Genomic DNA, 19694 nt, shown 5'->3' with positions numbered 1-19694 from the left:
TTCGTGGGCCGCGTTGAAGCACCTTGTGCGTTGATCGTGATGGGCGTGTCGGGCTCGGGCAAGAGCACGGTTGCGGAGGCGCTGGGCGAGCGGCTCGGCTGGCGCTTCGAGGACGGCGACAGCTTTCATCCCGCCAGCAATGTCGAGAAGATGAAGGCCGGCCATCCGCTCACCGACGAGGACCGCTGGCCCTGGCTCAACGCCATCGCCGACGAGATCGAACGGGTCTGCAGGAGCGGCCAGCACGTCATCATCGCCTGCTCGGCGCTGAAGCACACCTATCGTGACGTGCTGCTGCGGGGGCGCGACGACGTCCGCTTCGTCTTCCTGAAGGGCACGAAGGAGCTGATCGCCGAACGGCTCGCACACCGCAAGGGCCACTTCATGCCGCCAGGGCTGCTGACGAGCCAGTTCAACACGCTGGAAGCCCCGGAGGCGAGCGAGCACGTCATCACCGTCTCGATCGACGAAACCGTCGAGGCGATCGTGGACGGCGTCGTGCGGCAATTGAAACTGGGCGGCGCAATACCCAAGGTCCTGCCATGACGCAAATCTCTCTCGTGGTGTCCGACGTCGACGGCACGCTGCTGACCAAGGACAAGACGCTGACGGAACGTGCGAGGTCCGCGGTGCAGCGGCTGCACCAGGCCGGCATCGGCTTCACCATCACCTCCAGCCGTCCCGCCATCGGCATGCGCTTCCTGATCGAGCCGCTCGCRCTGTGGCTGCCGGTCGGCCCGTTCAACGGCTCCTCGATCGTCGATCCCGAGATGAGGCCGGTCGAGCAGCACCTCATCCCCGCAGCCGCCGCCGAGCGGTCCTTGCAGATCCTCCGGGAGTTCGGCGCCGACATCTGGCTCTTCACCACCGACAAATGGCTGATCGACAACCCCAGCGGCAAATACGTCGCCCATGAGCGGCACACCATCCGCTCCGACCCGACCATCGTGACGGATTTTTCGCCGTACCTCGCCAGCGCCTGCAAGATCGTCGGCGCCAGCGCCGACGCCGCCGGGCTCGAGCGTTGCGAAAAGGCGATGCAGGAGGCGCTCGGCAGCGAGGCGACCGCGGTGCGCTCGCAGACCTATTATCTCGACATCACGCCGCCCGGCTTCGACAAGGGCACCTTCGTGCAGGCGATGGCCAAGCGCCTTGGCATTTCCACCGACGCGGTCGCCACCATCGGCGACATGCAGAACGACCTTGCGATGTTCCGCGTCAGCGGCGTCTCGATCGCCATGGGCAATGCCACCGACAGCGTCAAGGACCAGGCCACCCACGTCACCGCAACCAACGAGCAGGACGGTTTTGCCGAGGCGATGGAGATGATTTTGAAACTGAATGGGGTTGGCTAAGTCACTACTTCGACCGCTGCACCGCCGGCTTCTCGCTCTCCTGCCGTGCCGCCGACAGGTTGTGCGCGGTGTTGATCAGCGCGATGTGGGTCAAGGCCTGTGGGAAATTGCCGGTCTGGCGCCGGGCGCCTGAATCATATTCTTCGGCCAAGAGGCCTACATCGTTCGCGATGCCGACCACGCGGTCGAGCAGCATTTGCGCCTTGTCGAGATCGCCGGCCAGCACATGTGCATCGGCCAGCCACAGGCTGCAGGCGAGGAACGCGCCCTCGATCGGCTGCTTTTCCTCGGACATTTCGCGCGGATCGTGCCGCAGCACGAAGCCGTCGCGCATCATGTGGTTTTCGACGGCCGCGATGGTGCCGCGGATGCGCGGGTCTTCCGCCGGCAGGAAGCCGACCGCCGGCAGCAGCAGCACGCTGGCGTCGAGCAGCTTTGAGCCGTAGGACTCGACGAAGGCGTTTTCCTCCGCATCGAAGCCCTTGTTGCAGACGTCGCGATGAATGGCCTCGCGCAGCGCGCGCCAATGCAGCAGCGGCGCCTTGAAGCCAAAGGTCTCGGCGCTCTTGATGCCGCGGTCGAAGGCGACCCAGGTCATCACCTTGGAGAAGACGTAGTGCTTCGGCTCGCCGCGCCGTTCCCAGATGCCGTTGTCGGGATGGTCCCAGACCTCGGCGAGATGGTTGAGCACGGCGCATTCCAGCGCCCAGCTCTCGTCATCGAGTTTCAGCTTCGCCATGCGCGACTGGTGGAAGGCGTCGATCAGCTCGCCGTAGACGTCGAGCTGGAGTTGCGCATGCGCGGCATTGCCGATGCGCACCGGCTTGGCGCCCTCATAGCCGTCGAGCCAGCCCGCCTCCCATTCCAGCAGCCGCCGCTGGCCCCAGATGCCGTACATGATCTGCACGTTCGCCGACGAGCCGGCGGCGGCGCGCAAGAGCCAATTGTGCCAGGCCGAGGCTTCCTCGGTGTAACCCGAGTTCATCAGCGCCAGCAGCGTGAAGGTGGCATCGCGCAGCCAGCAGAAGCGGTAGTCCCAGTTCCTGCTGCCGCCGAGCTTCTCGGGCAGCGAGGTCGTGGGCGCCGCGACGATGCCACCGGTCGGGTCGAAGGTCAGCGCCTTCAGCGTGATCAGCGAGCGCATGATGAGATCGTGATACTCGCCGTCCCGCGTGCATCGGCTGCACCAGTCCTGCCAGAATTTTTCGGTCTCCTGGAGCGCGATCTCCGGGTCGATCGGCGCGGGCGGATCGAGATGCGAGGGGCCGTAAGTCAGCACGAACGGCACGGTCTCGCCGGCCTTCACCTCGAATTCGGCGACCGTCGTCAGGTCCTCGCCCCGGGTCTCGATCGGCGTGCGCAGCACGGTCATGTCCTGGCCGGCGACCGCAAGCAGCGAGCCGTCCTTGCAACGGCGCACCCAGGGAATATCGACGCCGAAGCCGAAGCGGATCACGAGCTCCATCCGCAGCTTCACCGTGCCGCTGACGCCGCGCACCAGCCGCACGATGTCTGACGCCTTGCCGCGCGGCGGCATGAAGTCGATCAATTCGACAATGCCGCTCCTGGTCTCAAACCGCGTCTCGAGGATGAGAGTGTTGCCGAGGTAGCGGCGCGATGTGCGGGTCGCCTCCTCGCCCGGCGCGATCAGCCAGCGGCCGTTCCTGCGCGTGCCGAGGATTGCGGCAAAGCAGGCATCGGAATCGAACGCGGGCCAGCACAGCCAGTCGATCGAGCCGTTGCGCCCCACCAGCGCAGCGGTCTCGCAATCGCCGATCAGCGCATAGTCCTCGATCCTCTGAGACAATGTTTCCGAGCCCGAGAAATTTCCGGCGCGTCAACTCCCGCCGGACAGTGAACGTTCCCGCGTCGCAGCCTTCAAAGCCGCAAGATTAACCTTGGCGGCGATCTTGTCGAGCGTAACCGGGAGGCGCTGGCGCCAATTCGGGTGTTCGTCGATCGTGCCGGGGATGTTTGGCTGGTCGATCACACCCAAGAGATCCTCCATCGACACCGCGAGGAGCCGGGACGGCGTGCGCGACAGGAAGGCGAGCACCGAATAGAGATCGTTGGCGTTGATGCCGTTCTGGCGCAGGATTTCGTCGAGCGCCCCGAGCGCATCCCAGCGCGCCTGGTCGTTTTCGCCGGGATCGAGCCCGAGCGACAGCTTCATCTTGAGATCGCTGAAGGAGCGCCAACCCGCATAGGTGCAGAGGTCGTGCGTGTTCAGCGTCACCAGCGCGTTCGGCCGGTAATAGTCGATGTTGCGGAAGTGGCCGGCATCGTCGCGCTCGAACATCATGACGAGGTAGGACCAGATGCCGAAATCCTGCATCGTCTCGCGGAAACCTTCCGGCACCGTGCCGAGGTCCTCGCCGATCACGATGCATTTATGGGCCGCGCTCTCGCGCGCGACCGCGCCCAGCAGCGCCTCGAACGGCATCTGCACATAGGCGCCGTTGTCGGGCTTGAAGCCGCGCGGCACGAGATAAAGCCGCTTCAGCCCGAGCACGTGATCGATCCGGATGGCGCCGGCATGACGCATCGAGGCGGCCAGCATGTCGGCGAACGGCACGAAGGATTGCGCCTCCAAGCCGCCGGCGTTGAAGCCGGCAAGGCCCCAGTCCTGCCCGACGGTGTTGAGCACGTCCGGCGGCGCGCCGACGGCGAGATGGCGCGATATCGCCGTCTGCTCGTTCCAGGCATCGAAGCCATTTGACTGCACGCCGACGGCCACGTCGAGATAAAGCCCGACCCGCATGCCGAGCTGGCCGGCCAGCTCCTTGGCCGCATGCAACTGGCTATCGGCGGTCCATTGCACGAATTCGACGAACTCGACCTCGCGCTTGTCAGGCCCGTTGCGCAGCTCGGCGCATTTTGTCGCGTCCGGCTGTCGCCACTCGGGCGGCCATTCCCACCACGGCCCGGTGAAGCGATGCCGCAGCACCTCGAAGCAGGCAAAACGGGACAACAGCGGCGCGCGATCCGCGCGAAAGGCGTCGAACTGATTGCGGCGGACGCCGCTCGCGCTCGTCACGAAGCTGTTGAAGGCAGCGCGCAAGGCCAGCCATTTCAGCGCGGCCATATCCGCATATGGCACCCGGTCGCCTTCGCGCAGCCGCGCGGCGGTCGCGGCCGCATCGGGGACGAGGTCCGCGGAATATTCCGGGATCGCCTCGACGTCGATGTAGAGCGGATTGAGAAACAGCCGGCTGTTCGGCGAATAGGGGCTGCAATCGGCCGGGTGGTCGTCGAACAACACGTGCAGCGGATTGAGGCCGACGCCGTCGGCCCCCAGCTGTTTTGCGAGCCGGACGAGGTCGGCGAGGTCGGTGAAATCGCCGATGCCCCAGTTGCGGTTCGAGCGGACGCTGTAGAGCTGCACGGCGAGCAGCCAGCCGCGGTCGAAATCGCCGCCGAAGGCGCGCTCGGGCGCCACGATCATCGGCACCTCTTCGGTCACGCCTTCGGCATCGGTCAGCGTCAAGCGGTGATAGCCGAGCGGCAGGCCGGCGGGCCAGGCGATGACAGGCTCGCGCGTAGCGCCTTGTGCGATCACATTGCCGTTGCCGGCGATTTTCCATTGCAGCGGCGGCGCGCCGGTGGCCGCCAATTCCGTCCGCGGATGTCCCAGGGCGCGAACCACAACGGGCCCGCTGACGAAGCGATAGACCCGTTTCTCCGGCAGGGCGTCGAGGATGGATTTGAGGGCCACGGGATCGGTGACCCGCAGCTTTCCGAGGGCGTCGACGAATTCGGACTGAACACCCTTGATCTGGGCTTGAGCTAAAAGATCCATTCGGCACGCAGCTTGCAGGCCATTGTTTGGCCGGGGGCGGGGATTTTAACGAGGTGGCGGAAGACGTTAGTCAGGGGCAACTCACGAACAGGGCCTGCCGTTCCCAGGGGGAACTAATGACACACAAGCGGCTTTCTATATAGGTATCAAGCGTAGGTTCCCGGCAAGGGAAACGGGCCCTGCTTTCTTGTCAATGGCATCACCGTGAACAAGACAATTCAAACTGTCGAAAGTGCCGCAGCCGGCAGCGCTTTCCTCATCGAAGACGTCTATCCCTTGATCGACGGCGGCCGTTTCGCCGTGAAGCGGATCGCGGGCGAGCGCGTCGAGGTGTGGGCCGACATCTACCGCGACGGCGAGGCTGTGATCGGCGCCGCGCTGATCTGGCGACGCGAGCAGGACCGGGAATGGCGGAGCGAGCCGATGATCCATCACGGCAATGACCGTTGGTCCGGCGCGTTCACGCCCGTCGAGCCCGGCCAATATGTCTACGCGATCGAAGCCTGGACCGACGAGTTCGCGACCTGGTCTCACGCGGTCGCGCGCAAGCAACTGTCCGGCGCCGATGTCAGCCTCGACGCCATCGAGGGCGCCGGGCTCCTGACCAAGGCGCATGGCGCGCGGCAAGACGCCGCGGCGGTGATTGTCAGACAATGCGAGGACTATCTTCAGACCGGCGATGTCACCCCGCTGCTTTCAACCGAGCTCGGCAACGCCATGGCCGAGAGCCAGTTGCGGCCCGACCTCACCCGCTCGCCGCCGTTCCCGCTGATCGCCGACCGCGACAAGGCGCGCTTTGGCGCCTGGTATCAGATGATGCCGCGCAGCCAGAGCCGGATCCCCGGCCGGCACGGCACGCTGCGCGACTGCATCGCGCGCGTGCCCGATATCGCCGCGATGGGCTTTGACGTGCTCTACTTCACGCCGGTCCACCCGATCGGGCATCACAGGCGCAAGGGCCGCAACAATTCACCCGTCGCCACCGAGGGCGAACCCGGCTCGCCCTATGCGATCGGCGCCGCCGAGGGCGGACACGACGCGCTGCATCCCGAGCTCGGCACCATCGAGGATTTCCGCGCGCTGGTCGCGACCTGCCTCGAATACGGCCTCGAGCTTGCGCTCGACTTCGCCGTGCAATGCTCGCCGGACCATCCCTGGCTGAGGCAGCATCCGGAATGGTTCAAGTGGCGGCCCGACCGTTCGGTACGGACGGCGGATGGCCCCTATTCGGACATCGTCATCCCCGATTTCGCCTCCGTCGACCGGGCCGGGCTGTGGAACGCGTTCCGCGACGCCATGCTGTTCTGGATCGACCATGGTGTCACCATGTTCGCCATCGACAATCACGATACCGCGCCGCTTCCGTTCTGGGAGTGGCTGATCCGCGACATCCGCCGCCGGCATCCCGAGGTGATCCTGTTCTCCAAGACGTTTGCACGGCCGAAACTGATGAAAGGCCTCGCCAAGCTCGGCTTCGCGCAGTCCTTCACCTATTTCCCCTGGCGCACCTCGAGGTGGGAGCTGGAGCAATATCTCGGCGAGCTGACGCGTTATCCCGAACGCGACTTCTATCGCCCGAACCTGTTCGCGAACACGCCCGACCTGCTGCCCTATCATCTGCAGAGCGGCGAAGCCTGGGCCTTCAAGTCACGGCTCGCGCTGGCCGCGACGCTGTCGGGCAATTACGGAATCTATAGCGGCTTCGAATTGCTCGAGCACGAAGCCGTCCCCGGCCATGAGGAATATCTCGATTCCGAGAAATACCAGATCAAGCAGCGCGACTGGGACAAGCCCGGCAACATCAAGCCTTACATCGCCGGGCTCAACCGCATCCGCAACGACAATGCGGCGCTCCAGCAGACGGCGAACTTGCGGTTTCTCGGCATCGAGGACGGCGAGACAATCGCCTTCGTCAAGGAAGCGACCGACCCGGTCAACACCGTCGTCGCCGCCATCGCACTCTCGCGCCATGTGCGCGAATTCTGGTTGCCGCTCGGCGACCTCACCATCGACGTCGGCGGCGAGCGCCGCCACGTCACCGCCCTCGAAAATCTCCTCACCGGCGAACAGTCCCGCATCGAATGGGGCGGGATCAGGTTGCGTATCGATCCCGACCGCGATCCGGCTTTGCTGTTCCGCTGCCTGGCGTAAAGGCTGAGCGCCATGAATGTTCTGTCTTCCGTCGACACCAAGAAGATTGAGGCTGCCGAGATCGTGGATGACCTCTGGTACAAGGACGCCATCATCTACCAGCTCCACGTCAAGGCGTTTGCCGACAGCAACCATGACGGCATCGGCGACTTCGCCGGCCTGACCGAGAAGCTGCCCTATCTCCAGGAGCTCGGCGTCACCGCGCTGTGGCTGCTGCCGTTCTATCCTTCGCCCGGGCGCGACGACGGCTACGACATCGCGGATTACGGCTCGGTCAATCCCGATTTCGGGACGATGAAGGACTTCAAGCGCTTCATCCAGGAAGCGCAGAAGCGCGGCTTGCGCGTCATCACCGAGCTCGTCGTCAACCACACCTCGGACCAGCACAAATGGTTCAAGCGCGCGCGCCGCAGCCATCCGGGCTCGAGCGCCCGCAACTGGTATGTCTGGAGCGACACCGACCAGAAATACCAGGGCACGCGCATCATCTTCACCGACACGGAAAAGTCGAACTGGACCTGGGATCACGAGGCCGGCGCCTTCTACTGGCACCGTTTCTTCTCGCACCAGCCGGACCTCAATTTCGACAATCCGCGCGTGGTCAGCGCCCTCATCCAGGTGATGAAGCGCTGGCTGGACGCCGGCGTCGACGGCTTCCGGCTGGATGCCATTCCCTATCTGTGCGAGCGCGAGGGCACCTCGAACGAGAACCTCCCGGAGACGCATGCGATCATCAAGCGTCTGCGCCAGGAGCTGGATTCCTACTCCAAGGGCAAGCTGCTGCTGGCCGAGGCCAATCAATGGCCGGAGGACGTGCAGGAATATTTCGGCCGTGGCGACGAGTGCCACATGGCCTACCATTTCCCGCTGATGCCGCGCATCTACATGGCGATCGCGCAGGAGGACCGCTTCCCGATCACCGACATCCTGCGCCAGACGCCGGACATTCCGGCAAGCTGCCAATGGGCGCTGTTCCTGCGCAACCACGACGAGCTGACGCTGGAAATGGTCACCGACGTCGAGCGCGACTATCTCTGGACCACCTACGCCAACGACCCCCGCGCCCGCATCAATGTCGGCATCCGCCGGCGCCTCGCGCCGCTGATGGACAACGACCGCCGCAAGATCGAGCTGATGAACTCGCTCCTGCTGTCGTTCCCCGGCACGCCGATCATCTATTACGGCGACGAGATCGGCATGGGCGACAACATCTATCTCGGCGACCGCAACGGCGTGCGCACGCCGATGCAGTGGAGCCCGGACCGCAACGGCGGTTTCTCGCGCTGCGACCCGGCCCGTCTCTATGCGCCGCTGATCATGGATCCGGTCTACGGCTATGAATCGGTGAACGTGGAGGCGCAGTCGCGCAGCCTGTCGTCGCTGCTCAGCGCCACCAAGCGGCTGATCTCGGTGCGCAAGTCGACGCTCGCCTTCGGCCGCGGCACCATGACCTTCATCCGCCCCGCCAACCGCGCCGTGCTGGCCTATGTCCGGCAATATGGCGACGAGGTGATCCTCTGCGTCGCCAACCTCTCGCGGGCGGCGCAGGCGACCGAGCTCGATCTGACGCCGTGGAAGGACCGCATCCCGCAGGAGATGCTCGGCCGCACCCGCTTCCCGGCAATCGGCGAGCTGCCCTACATGATCACGCTGGGGCCGTACGGCTTCTACTGGTTCCAGCTCATGGAGCGCGACAAGTCCGAGCCGGTGACGTCGCGAGCGGTGCCGGAGTTCGAGACGCTGGTCGTACCGGTGAATTCGAACTGGGTTTCTCTCGCCCGCGAGCGCGGTGTTTTCGAACGCGACGTGCTGCCGGGATTCTTGTCACGGACGAGATGGTATCCCGAGCACAATCCCAAGCAAATCGAGACCGCGCTGACCTCGGCGGTGCCGTTCTGCGACATCGGTGACAACCGGCCCTGGATCGCGTTCTTCGAGACCAAGCAGGAAGACGGGGCGACACGCTACGTGATGCCGTTACAGATCGAGTGGGTGCGCTTCGACCGCGAGCGCTTCAATCCGAGGGCGCTCGCCGCCGTGCGCCAGGGTGCGCGCGAGGGCACGCTGCTCGACGTCGCGACCGACCAGATCTTCATCGGCCTGTTCCTGCGCAACCTGTCGCAGAACCTGGTGGTGGAAGAGAACAATCTGCGGCTCGAGTTCAAGGCGACCAGCCGGTTCGCCGATTACACCATCAAGGAGCCAGAACGCATCCGCGCGATCGAGCAGTCGAACAGCACTGCGCTGGTCGACAACCAATACGTCGCCAAGATCTATCGCCAGCTCGAAGGAGGCACCAATCCCGAGATCGAGATCGGCCGCTACCTCACCGAGATCGCCCGCTTTGCCAATACGCCGGCGCTGCTCGGCAGCGTCGAGCTGGTCGAGGGCGATCAGCGCAGCACGCTCGGCGTGCTGCACGCCTATGTCGAGAACCAGGGCGACGGCTGGGCGGTGACCACGGGCTATCTCGACCGCTATATCGACGAGCAGCGCGTCTTCCGGGCGGACGAAGCGCCGCGCGAGACCCAGGAGCAGGCGCCCTACCTGCACTTCATCGCGCAGATCGGCCGGCGCCTCGCCGAGCTGCATGTCGCGCTGGCTGCGGCAACGCCCGATGAACTCGCTCCGGAGCCGATCGGCTCCGCCCATGTCAAACACTGGGTCTCCGACCTCAAGGCACGCGCCGAGCGGGTTTTCGAGCGACTGGCCGACAGCCGCGACGGCCTGCGGGAAGCGGACCGGCCGCTGATCGACCAGCTCACGGCAGTGCGCTCGAGCCTGCCCGACCGCCTGAATGCGCTCTTGCCATCCGACATCGACGGGTTGAACATCCGTCATCATGGCGACTTCCGGCTCGGGCAAATTCTGATCGTGAAGGACGATATTTTCATCATCGACTTCGACGGCGACCCGCGTCTGCCGCTGGCCGACAGGCGGCGCAAGGCGCCGGCCGCCCGCGACGTCGCCGGCCTGATCCGCTCGATCCATCTTTCGGTTAACGCGGCGCTTGGCCGGGCCCTTTCAGGAGGTACCGACGAGCAGAGCCGGCTTGTGGCCGCGCTCGCCGAATGGCGCGTGCGCGCCACCACGACCTTCCTGTCCGCCTATCGCGAGGCCGTGACCGATCGGCGATTGTGGCCGGAAGCTCCGCAGTCCGCGGAAGGCCTGTTAAGGTTTTTCCTGCTTGATCAAGCGTTCGACGAAGTAGAGTACGAGCTGTCCCACCGGCCTGAGGGGCTCCATGCGCCGCTGACCGGACTGCTTCGCATTCTGTCCAATGCCGAGAGCGAAGCCCATGCCTAAACTGCCAGCCGAGGCCTACGCGATCATCGAGGGCCGCCACGCCGACCCCTTCCACTATCTCGGGCTGCACCCCGAGGGCGGCAAGAGCGTGGTGCGCGCGTTTCTGCCCGAGGCCTCTAATGTCGAGGCGGTCGGCGAGCACGGCGAGGTCGCCAGGCTCGACCGCGTCCACGACGCAGGCCTGTTCGTCGGCGCCTTGCCGAACGGCTCGAAGCACTACCAGCTGCGCGCCAAATTCGGCGACAACGTCGTCGAGTTCGAGGACGCCTACCGCTTTCCACCGATCCTGACCGATTTCGACCTCTATCTGCTCGGCGAAGGCACCCATCAGCGCCTCTACGACAAGCTCGGCGCGCATCCGATGCGGCTCGAAGGCATCGACGGCATCGGCTTCGTCGTGCTGGCGCCGAATGCGCGTCGCGTGTCGGTGGTCGGCGACTTCAATTTCTGGGACGGTCGGCGCCATCCCATGCGGGTGCGCGGTGCCGGCTATTGGGAATTGTTCATTCCGCATGCGAAGAACGGCGATCACTACAAGTTCGAGGTCATCGGCCCGCATGGCCATCTGCTGCCGCTGAAATCCGACCCGCTGGCGTTTGCGAGCGAGGTGCGGCCGAAGACGGCCTCCATCGTCTTCGACGAGGCGCACCTGCCGCGGCCGCGCCCGGCGCCTGATGGCATCAATGCGCTGTCGGCGCCGATGTCGATCTACGAGGTCCATCTCGGCTCGTGGCGGCGCAAGGGCGACAATGAATGGCTCACCTACCGTGAGCTGGCCGAGCAGCTGCCGGCCTATGCCCGCGACATGGGCTTCACCCATCTCGAATTCCTCCCCGTCAGCGAGCACCCGTTCGACGGCTCCTGGGGTTATCAGCCGACCGGCCTCTATGCGCCGACCAGCCGGTTCGGCACGCCGGAGGATTTTGCCGCGCTGGTCGACGCCTGCCACCGCGAAGGCGTCGCCGTGCTGCTCGACTGGGTGCCCGGTCACTTCCCGGACGATCCGCACGGGCTCGGCAGCTTCGACGGCACCTCGCTCTACGAGCACGCCAACCCGCTCCAGGGCCGGCACCTCGACTGGGGCACGCTGATCTACAATTACGGCCGCACCGAAGTGACGAACTTCCTGGTGTCGAACGCGCTGTTCTGGCTGGAGCGCTACGCGATCGACGGCCTGCGCGTCGATGCCGTCGCGTCCATGCTCTATCTCGACTACAGCCGTCCGCCCGGCGCCTGGATTCCGAACCAGTATGGCGGACGGGAGAACATCGAGGCGATCGATTTCCTGCGCCGCTTCAACACCGAACTGTTCGCCCGCTTTCCGCAGGCCACCACGGCGGCAGAAGAATCCACGGCATGGCCGCAGGTCTCGCGCCCGGTCGAATTCGGCGGGCTCGGCTTCGGCTACAAGTGGAACATGGGCTGGATGCACGACACGCTGAACTACATCAGCAAGGATCCCATTCACCGCAAGCATCATCACGGGGAGATCCTGTTCGGCCTGCACTACGCCTTCTCGGAAAACTTCATCCTGCCGCTGTCGCATGACGAGGTCGTGCACGGCAAGCGCTCGATCCTCGGCCGCATGCCCGGCGACGAATGGCAGCGCTTTGCGAATCTGCGCGCCTATTACAGCTTCATGTTCGGCCATCCCGGCAAGAAGCTGCTGTTCATGGGCGCCGAGATCGCGCAAAGCGGCGAATGGAATCACGACCGGTCGCTCGACTGGCACCTGCTCGAATACAAGTATCATTCCGGCATCCAGGCGCTGATCCGCGATCTCAACCGGCTCTATCGCGCGGTGCCGGCGCTGCATCAGATGGACTGCGACCAGGCCGGTTTCGAATGGCTGATCACCGATGACGCGAACCGCAACGTGTTCGCCTGGCTGCGCAAGGGGATCGACGCGCACGCGCGCTGTCTGGTGATCGTCAACTTCTCCCCCAACGTCTATCGCAACTATCGCGTTCGCGTGCCCTTTGCCGGCAAGTGGAAAGAGGTATTGAACTCGGACTCCGCCCATTATGGCGGCAGCAATGTCGGGAACATCGGCGAGGTTCATGCCGTTGACGGCAAGACGCCCGAACTCCGCCTCACCATCCCGCCGCTCGCCGCGATCTTCCTCGTTCCGGAAAGCTGACCGATGCGCCTGACTGCTGGATCGCCCGCACGCCTCGGCGCAAGCTGGGACGGACGCGGCACCAACTTCGCGCTGTTCTCGGCCAACGCACAGAAGGTCGAGCTCTGCCTGTTCGACACGCAGGGCCGCCGCGAGCTCGAGCGCATCGAATTGCCGGAAAGGACCGAGGACGTCTGGCACGGTTATCTCAACGACGTCTCGCCCGGCCAGCTCTACGGCTATCGCGTGCACGGCCCCTACGAGCCCGAGCACGGCCACCGCTTCAACGCCAACAAGCTGCTGCTCGATCCCTATGCCAAGCGGCTCGCCGGACGGCTGGTCTGGAGCGATGCGCATTTCGCCTACCGTACCGGCAGCCCGCGCGAGGACCTGTCGTTCGACCGGCGCGACAATGCGCGCGGCATGCCCAAAGCCGTCGTGGTCGACGAGACATTCAACTGGGGCCGGCGCGAGATCCGCCCCAACATCGCATGGGAAGACACGATCATCTATGAAGCCCACGTCAAGGGCCTGACGCAGAAGCGCGACGACGTTCCGCCAAATTTGCGCGGCACCTATGGCGGCCTGTCCTCGCCGGCGATGATCGAGCATCTGAGGAAGCTTGGCGTCACCACGGTCGAGCTGCTGCCGATCCACAGCTTCGTCGACGATCGCATATTGGTCGAGAAGAAGCTCGCCAATTACTGGGGCTACAACACGCTGTCCTTCTTCGCACCCGAGGCGCGCTACGCCCAGGACAACGCGCTCGATTCCTTCCGCACCACGGTCGCGCGCCTGCACGATGCGGGCATCGAGGTGATGCTCGACGTCGTCTACAACCACACCGCCGAGGGCAACCATCTCGGCCCGACGCTGTGCTACCGCGGCATCGACAACGCCTCCTATTACTGGCTGAACCGGGAGAACCCGCGCTATTACGACGATTTCACCGGCTGCGGCTCGTCGGTGAACCTCACCCATCCGCGCGTGCTGCAGATGGTGATGGATTCCCTGCGCTACTGGGTCGAGGTCTGTCATGTCGACGGCTTTCGCTTCGACCTCGCCACCACGCTCGCACGCGGGCCGAACGGTTTTGATCGCGGCATCTCGTTCCTGACCGCGATCCGGCAGGATCCGGTGCTGGCAGCCGTCAAGCTCGTCGCCGAGCCCTGGGACCTCGGCCTCGGCGGCTACCAGGTCGGCGCGTTCCCCTCGCAATGGTCGGAGTGGAACGACCGCTATCGCAGCGCCATGCGCCGCTACTGGAGCGGCGAAGGCAGCCTGATCGGCGACATCTCCAGCCGCATGACTGCATCATCCGACCTGTTCAACCACGACGGCCGGCGGCCGCGCGCCAGCATCAACCATATCACCGTACACGACGGTTTCACGCTGGCCGACCTCTTCAGCTACAACGAGAAGCACAACGAGGCCAATGGCGAGGACAATCGCGACGGCTCCAACGACAACCACAGCAACAATTGCGGTGTCGAAGGGCCGACCGACGATCCCGCGATTCTCGGCTTGCGCCGCCAGCTTCGCAAGAACGTGCTGGCCTGCCTGATGCTGGCGCAGGGCGTTCCCCTGCTTCTCGCCGGCGACGAGGTCGGCAATTCGCAGTCCGGCAACAACAACGCCTATTGCCAGGACAACGAGGTCGGCTGGGTCGGCTGGGGCAACCTCGGCAAGGACGGCGACGACATGGTCGATTTCGTCGCCGATCTCGCCGACATCCGCCGCCGCTTCTCGCAGCTTCGCAGCCATCGCTGGCTCGACGGCCGGCCCAAGGACGGCCTCTCCTACGGCGCATTGTGGCTGACGCCTGCCGGCGAAGAGATGACGGAGAACGACTGGAAATTCCCGGAAGGGCGGTTCCTCTCCTATGTGATGGGGCCGATGGAACCGGGCGGCGCCGCGATCTTTATCGTCCTGAACGCCGCCCCCGAAGAAATCGCATTCAAATTGCCCAAGATGACCGAATACAAGAGCTGGCAGCAGATCCTCAACACGACCGATGCCAAGCTGAACACGATCGACTTCCCGCCAGGGAGCGACAGCAAGGCACCGCCGCGCTCCGTGCTCGCCTTTGCGGGGGCGCTATGAGGCCGTCCTTCGGCGCGAGGCCGACCAAGGACGGCGTGTCGTTCCGCCTGTGGGCTCCCGGCGCGCGACGCGTCGATCTCCTGCTCGACCGAAGGCACGCGATGCAGCGCCGGCAGGACGGCTGGTATGTGGCCGAGATCGCCGGCCTGACCGCCGGCAGTCCCTACAAATTCAGGATCGACGACGAGATCGACGTGCCCGATCCGGCCTCCGCCTTCCAGCCCGAGGACGTGTTCGGCCCGAGCGAGGTGATCGATCATGACGCCTTCGCCTGGCGCGCGCGCGACTGGCGTGGCCGTCCATGGGAAGAGACGGTGTTGATCGAGAGCCATGTCGGCACCTTCACGCGGGAGGGTACCTACCGCGCCATGATCGACAGGCTCGATCATCTCACAGCAACCGGCATCACGGCGTTTGAACTGATGCCGCTGGCCGATTTCGCCGGCCGCCGTGGCTGGGGCTATGACGGCGTGTTGTGGTATGCGCCCGACAGCGCCTATGGCCGTCCCGAAGACCTGAAGACGCTGATCGACGAGGCGCATCTGCGCGGGCTGATGGTGTTCCTCGACGTCGTCTACAATCATTTCGGCCCCGAAGGGAATTACCTCGGCCGCTATGCGCCGAGCTTCTTCACCGACGCGCACACCCCCTGGGGCAGCGCCATCGACTATCGCGTGCCGCAGGCGCGGGCCTTTGCGGTCGAGAACGCGCTGTCCTGGCTCAGCGACTATCGTTTCGACGGCCTGCGGCTCGATGCCGCCAACCACATCATGGCAATGCCCGGCGAGCAGTCGATGCTGCAAGACCTCAGCGTCGCCGCCGGCGAGCTTGCCAAGGCCACGGGACGGCACATCCATCTCGTGCTGGAGAACGGCGACAACCGCGCCAGCCTGCTCGACGCCGCGCAGGAGCCGCCGAACGGCAAATATCGCGCGCAGTGGAACGACGACTATCACCACGTCTGGCATGTGATGCTGACCGGCGAGCTCGCCGGTTATTACGCCGACTACCAGACGCCGCGCATGGATCTCGCACGCGCGCTCGCCTCGGGCTTCGTCTACCAGGGCGAGATCTCGGAGTTCTGGGGCAAGAAGCCCCGCGGCGAGCCGAGCCGCGAGCTGCCGCCGGCGACCTTCGTCAACTTCCTGCAAAACCACGACCAGATCGGCAACCGTCCGCTCGGCGACCGGCTCGAAAGCCTGGCATCGCCACGGCAGATCGAAGCCGCGCTCGCGGTCACGCTGCTGGCGCCGATGGTGCCGATGCTGTTTCAGGGCGAGGAATGGGGCTCGAAGGTCCCCTTCCCGTTCTTTTGCGACTTCCAGGGCGGGCTGGCCGACGCCGTGCGCAAGGGACGCAGGCAGGAATATGCCTGGGCTTACGAGAAATACGGCGACGAGGTGCCCGACCCGCTCGATCCGGCAACACCCTTGTCGGCCGTGCTCGATTGGAGCGGCCGAACGCCGGAGCAGGACGCACGACTTGCGCTGGTGCGTGACCTGCTCGCGCTCCGCCGCAAGGAGATCATGCCGCGGCTGAAAGGCGCGAGCTTCGGCGACGCCGAGGCGGCCGATAGCGGCCTGCTCCGCGCGCATTGGCGCATGGGTGACGGCACGACGTTGCGCCTCCTCGCCAATCTCTCGGATCACGAGATCATTTCCACTGACAGCGCGGGCACGCCGATCTGGGGCGGCGCGGCCGGCGATCGGCTTCCGCCCTGGTCGGTGGTCTGGCGCCTCGGAGGTTGACATGCCTCCGGCCATTCCTCTCGCGACCTACCGGCTTCAGCTCACCGCCGATTTCGACTTCGACAAGGCTGCCGCGGTGGTGCCCTATCTCAAATCGCTCGGAATCACGCACCTCTATGCCTCGCCGGTGATGAAGGCGCGCAAGGGCTCGACGCACGGCTACGACACCGTCGATCACAGCCAGTTCAATCCGGAGCTCGGCGGCGAGGCCGGCTTTGCGCGGCTGAGCGAGGCTCTCAGGCAGAACGACCTAGGCCTCATCATCGACTTCGTGCCGAACCATGTCGGCGTGCATTTTGCCGACAATCCCTGGTGGCTGGACGTGCTGGAATGGGGGCCGACCTCGYCGCACGCGGTCGCCTTCGATATCGACTGGGATCTGCTGCCCCACCGCGCCCGCGGCGGCGTGCTGCTGCCGATCCTCGGCTCGTCCTATGGCGAGGCGCTGGAGCGCGGCGACATCGAGCTGCGCTACGATGCCGGGGAAGGCAGCCTTTCCGCCTGGTATTTCGAGCATCGCCTGCCGATCGCCCCGGAGCGCTATGGCGAAATGCTGCGGATGTTCGTGAAGGAAGCCGATGCCGCCGAGACGGAGGCCGGCAAGCGCCTGCTTTCGCTCGCGGCCCGCTACACCGGGCTGCGCCGGCCCAACCGCAAGGAAGCCCCCGGCTTCAAGGCGGAGCTGAAGGAGATCGCGGGCGCGGCCGACATCATCGCGCACGGCCTCGCCGCCTATCGTGCGGCCAAGGACCGTCCGGCGCAGACGCTGGCGCTGCATCATCTGCTGGAACGCCAGCACTACAAGCTCGGCCACTGGCGGCTCGCCTCCAGCGACATCAACTACCGCCGCTTCTTCGACGTCAACGGGCTCGCCGGCCTGCGCGTCGAGGACCCCGGCACGTTCGCTGCCACGCATCGGCTGGTGAAGCAGCTCGTTGCCGACGGCAAGCTGCAGGGCATCCGTCTCGATCACGTCGACGGCCTGCGCGATCCCGCCCAGTACTGCCAGCGGCTGCGCCGGCTGGTGCGCGACGCGCAAGGCAACACCAAGCCGTTCTACACCGTGATCGAAAAGATCCTGTGCGAGCACGAGCGCCTGCCGCAATTCGCCGGCGTCCAGGGCACCACCGGCTATGAATGGATGAACGTCATCACGCAAGTGCTGGTCGACGCCAAGGGGCTGGAAGCGCTGGACGAGACCTGGCGGCAAGTCAGCAATCGCCCACCGCGGCTTGCACCTTACGTCAAGGAGGCCAAGCGGCGCGTGCTGGAGACGCTGCTCACCAGCGAATTCATCGTGCTGACGCGCCTGCTCGCGCGCATCGCCAACGGGCATTACTCGACCCGCGACTTCTCGGCCGACAGCCTGCGGCAGGCGCTCGAGCTCTACGTGCTGCATTTCCCGGTCTATCGCACCTATCTCACGACAAGCGCGCCGGCCGCGCACGATCGCAAGCTGATCGACGACACCATCGCGCGTGCCCGTGCCGAGTGGTTCGCCGCCGACGAGGGCATTTTCGACTTCCTGCGCGATGCCCTGACCATGGACCTGCTCAAGCCCGGCCGGCCCCCGCACAGTGCTCCACGCGTGCGCCGCCTCGCGCTGAAGGTGCAGCAATTCACCGGGCCGGTGATGGCGAAATCGCTGGAGGACACCGCGTTCTACCAATTCCACCGGCTGCTTGCGCTGAACGAGGTCGGCGGCGATCCCGCCAGCACCGGCCTTACCATTCCCGCCTTCCACGAGGCCATGCGAGCACGCGCCAGGGAGTGGCCGCAGGGGATGACGGCAACCGCCACCCACGATACCAAGCGCGACGAGGATGCCCGCGCCAGGATCGCAGCACTCAGCGAAATCCCCGGCGAATGGACCAGCGCGGTTTCACGCTGGAAAGTACTGAACGCACCGCACCTCGCACTCCACGGCAATCTGCGCGCGCCATCGGCAACGTTCGAATACATGCTCTACCAGACCCTGCTTGGCGCCTGGCCGCTTCAGAGCCCGGCGGATGCGGGTTTCGTCGAGCGCATCCAGGCCTACGCGCTGAAGGCCGCGCGCGAGGGCAAGGAAGAGACGAGCTGGCTCAATCCCCACGAGATCTACGAGACCGGACTACGAGACTTCGTCGCGAAGATCCTCGATCCTGCGCAGTCGGGCGAATTCCTGGGGGCGCTGCAAACCCTGGCGCGCCGCGTCGCGCTGCTCGGCGCGTTGAACTCGCTGAGCCAGCTCACCCTCAAGGCAACGCTGCCGGGCGTCCCGGACTTCTACCAGGGCACCGAATTCTGGGATCTGTCGCTGGTCGATCCCGACAACCGCCGTCCGGTGGATTTTTCCGCGCGGGATACGGCGCTGGGTTCGCTGTCCGGTCCGGATTGGAGCAGCCTGATCAAGGCCTGGCCGGATGGCCGCATCAAGCTGGCCTGGACGCGGCACCTTCTCAAGCTGCGCAACGAGCTCGCCGGCGTTTTTGCGCAAGGCGACTACCAGTCGCTGGAGGTCCATGGCGCGCATGCCGATCATGTCATCGCTTTCGCCCGTCGCCACGACCGCGCTGCGGCGATCGTCGTGGTTGGGCGGCTGTTCGCGCCATTCACGCAAGGCGGCCGGGAATGGCCCGCACTCGAAGGTTTTGACGCCACCATCGACATCACCGGCTACACCGCGCCGGGACTTGCGGGCAACGAACTGCCGGTCACGCAGGCTTTCCGCGATTTTCCTGCGGCCGTCATCGAGGCCCGCACGGCGGGCGCCATCAGGCCTGCGCGGCAGCGCGTGCGCGCCTGAAACTCACTTTCCCTCGTCCTTGGTCAGCAGCAACTGCCCGCGCTTGCGGATGGTCGCCTGCGCCATCTCGGCAAAGCGCTGCAACAGCCAGGGCAGCACGACCTGCACCTTGACCTGGTCGTCGGAGACGTCGACCTGGCCGGTGGCAATCTGCCCGAGCGCACGGATGCGAAAACTCATGCTGTCGCCGCTCCAGCGCTCCTCCTCGACCTGCATCACGGGAATGCTCGCGGCCGCGCGGCCAAGCCCGGTCTTGAGCCGGCGCACCGCTTCCTCGCGGCCGAGACGATGGGGAATTGAAACGACAAGCGGTGCTGACATGGCC

General features: G+C 65.4%; 11 protein-coding genes. 8 read left to right on the top strand and 3 right to left on the bottom strand.

Annotated elements, in window-relative coordinates; genetic code table 11:
• Positions 1 to 3: 3 nt before the first annotated feature.
• Together AC1D00_RS02525 and AC1D00_RS02520 are read left to right on the top strand one after the other, a co-directional pair.
• Positions 4 to 546, top strand: a complete 543-nt coding sequence (locus tag AC1D00_RS02525) for a gluconokinase (RefSeq protein ID WP_404553515.1) — start codon at positions 4 to 6, stop codon at positions 544 to 546.
• Complete coding sequence (locus tag AC1D00_RS02520) at positions 543 to 1355, top strand: HAD family hydrolase (RefSeq protein ID WP_477009542.1); 813 nt, start codon at positions 543 to 545, stop codon at positions 1353 to 1355. The genes AC1D00_RS02525 and AC1D00_RS02520 overlap by 4 nt, the downstream gene beginning before the upstream one ends.
• 4 nt (positions 1356 to 1359) lie before the next feature.
• Here AC1D00_RS02520 and AC1D00_RS02515 read toward each other — a convergent pair whose 3' ends face one another.
• Positions 1360 to 3162: a glycoside hydrolase family 15 protein gene (locus AC1D00_RS02515; RefSeq protein WP_477009541.1), complete on the bottom strand. Its 1803-nt coding sequence runs from the start codon at positions 3160 to 3162 to the stop codon at positions 1360 to 1362.
• A gap of 30 nt (positions 3163 to 3192) precedes the next feature.
• Complete coding sequence (gene malQ, locus AC1D00_RS02510; protein ID WP_477009540.1) at positions 3193 to 5154, bottom strand: 4-alpha-glucanotransferase; 1962 nt, start codon at positions 5152 to 5154, stop codon at positions 3193 to 3195.
• 204 nt (positions 5155 to 5358) lie between these two features.
• Between malQ and AC1D00_RS02505 the strand changes: the two genes are divergently transcribed.
• The 6 genes from AC1D00_RS02505 to treY are packed head-to-tail and all read left to right on the top strand — an operon-like array spanning position 5359 to position 19369.
• On the top strand, positions 5359 to 7305 hold the full coding sequence (locus AC1D00_RS02505; RefSeq protein WP_404553509.1) for a maltotransferase domain-containing protein: 1947 nt from the start codon (positions 5359 to 5361) through the stop codon (positions 7303 to 7305).
• 12 nt (positions 7306 to 7317) lie between these two features.
• Positions 7318 to 10611 (top strand): maltose alpha-D-glucosyltransferase, encoded by a 3294-nt coding sequence (treS, locus tag AC1D00_RS02500; protein WP_477009539.1) that lies wholly within the window; start codon positions 7318 to 7320, stop codon positions 10609 to 10611.
• A complete protein-coding gene (glgB, locus tag AC1D00_RS02495) occupies positions 10604 to 12751 on the top strand; it encodes a 1,4-alpha-glucan branching protein GlgB (RefSeq protein ID WP_477009538.1) in 2148 nt (715 codons plus the stop codon). Before treS ends, glgB begins: the two co-directional genes overlap by 8 nt.
• Positions 12752 to 12754: 3 nt before the next feature.
• Positions 12755 to 14833: a glycogen debranching protein GlgX gene (gene glgX, locus AC1D00_RS02490; RefSeq protein ID WP_404553504.1), complete on the top strand. Its 2079-nt coding sequence runs from the start codon at positions 12755 to 12757 to the stop codon at positions 14831 to 14833.
• The gene (treZ, locus tag AC1D00_RS02485; protein WP_477009537.1) at positions 14830 to 16581 is read left to right on the top strand and encodes a malto-oligosyltrehalose trehalohydrolase; all 1752 of its coding nucleotides are present in this window, start codon (positions 14830 to 14832) and stop codon (positions 16579 to 16581) included. The genes glgX and treZ overlap by 4 nt, the downstream gene beginning before the upstream one ends.
• Position 16582: 1 nt before the next feature.
• A complete protein-coding gene (treY, locus tag AC1D00_RS02480; protein ID WP_477009536.1) occupies positions 16583 to 19369 on the top strand; it encodes a malto-oligosyltrehalose synthase in 2787 nt (928 codons plus the stop codon).
• Positions 19370 to 19372: 3 nt separating this feature from the next.
• Here treY and AC1D00_RS02475 read toward each other — a convergent pair whose 3' ends face one another.
• Positions 19373 to 19690: a polyhydroxyalkanoic acid system family protein gene (locus AC1D00_RS02475; protein ID WP_477009543.1), complete on the bottom strand. Its 318-nt coding sequence runs from the start codon at positions 19688 to 19690 to the stop codon at positions 19373 to 19375.
• Positions 19691 to 19694 lie beyond the last annotated feature (4 nt).

The organism is Bradyrhizobium sp. P2_E8 (assembly GCF_056403875.1).
This window is presented reverse-complemented; position numbering and strand designations above follow the sequence as displayed.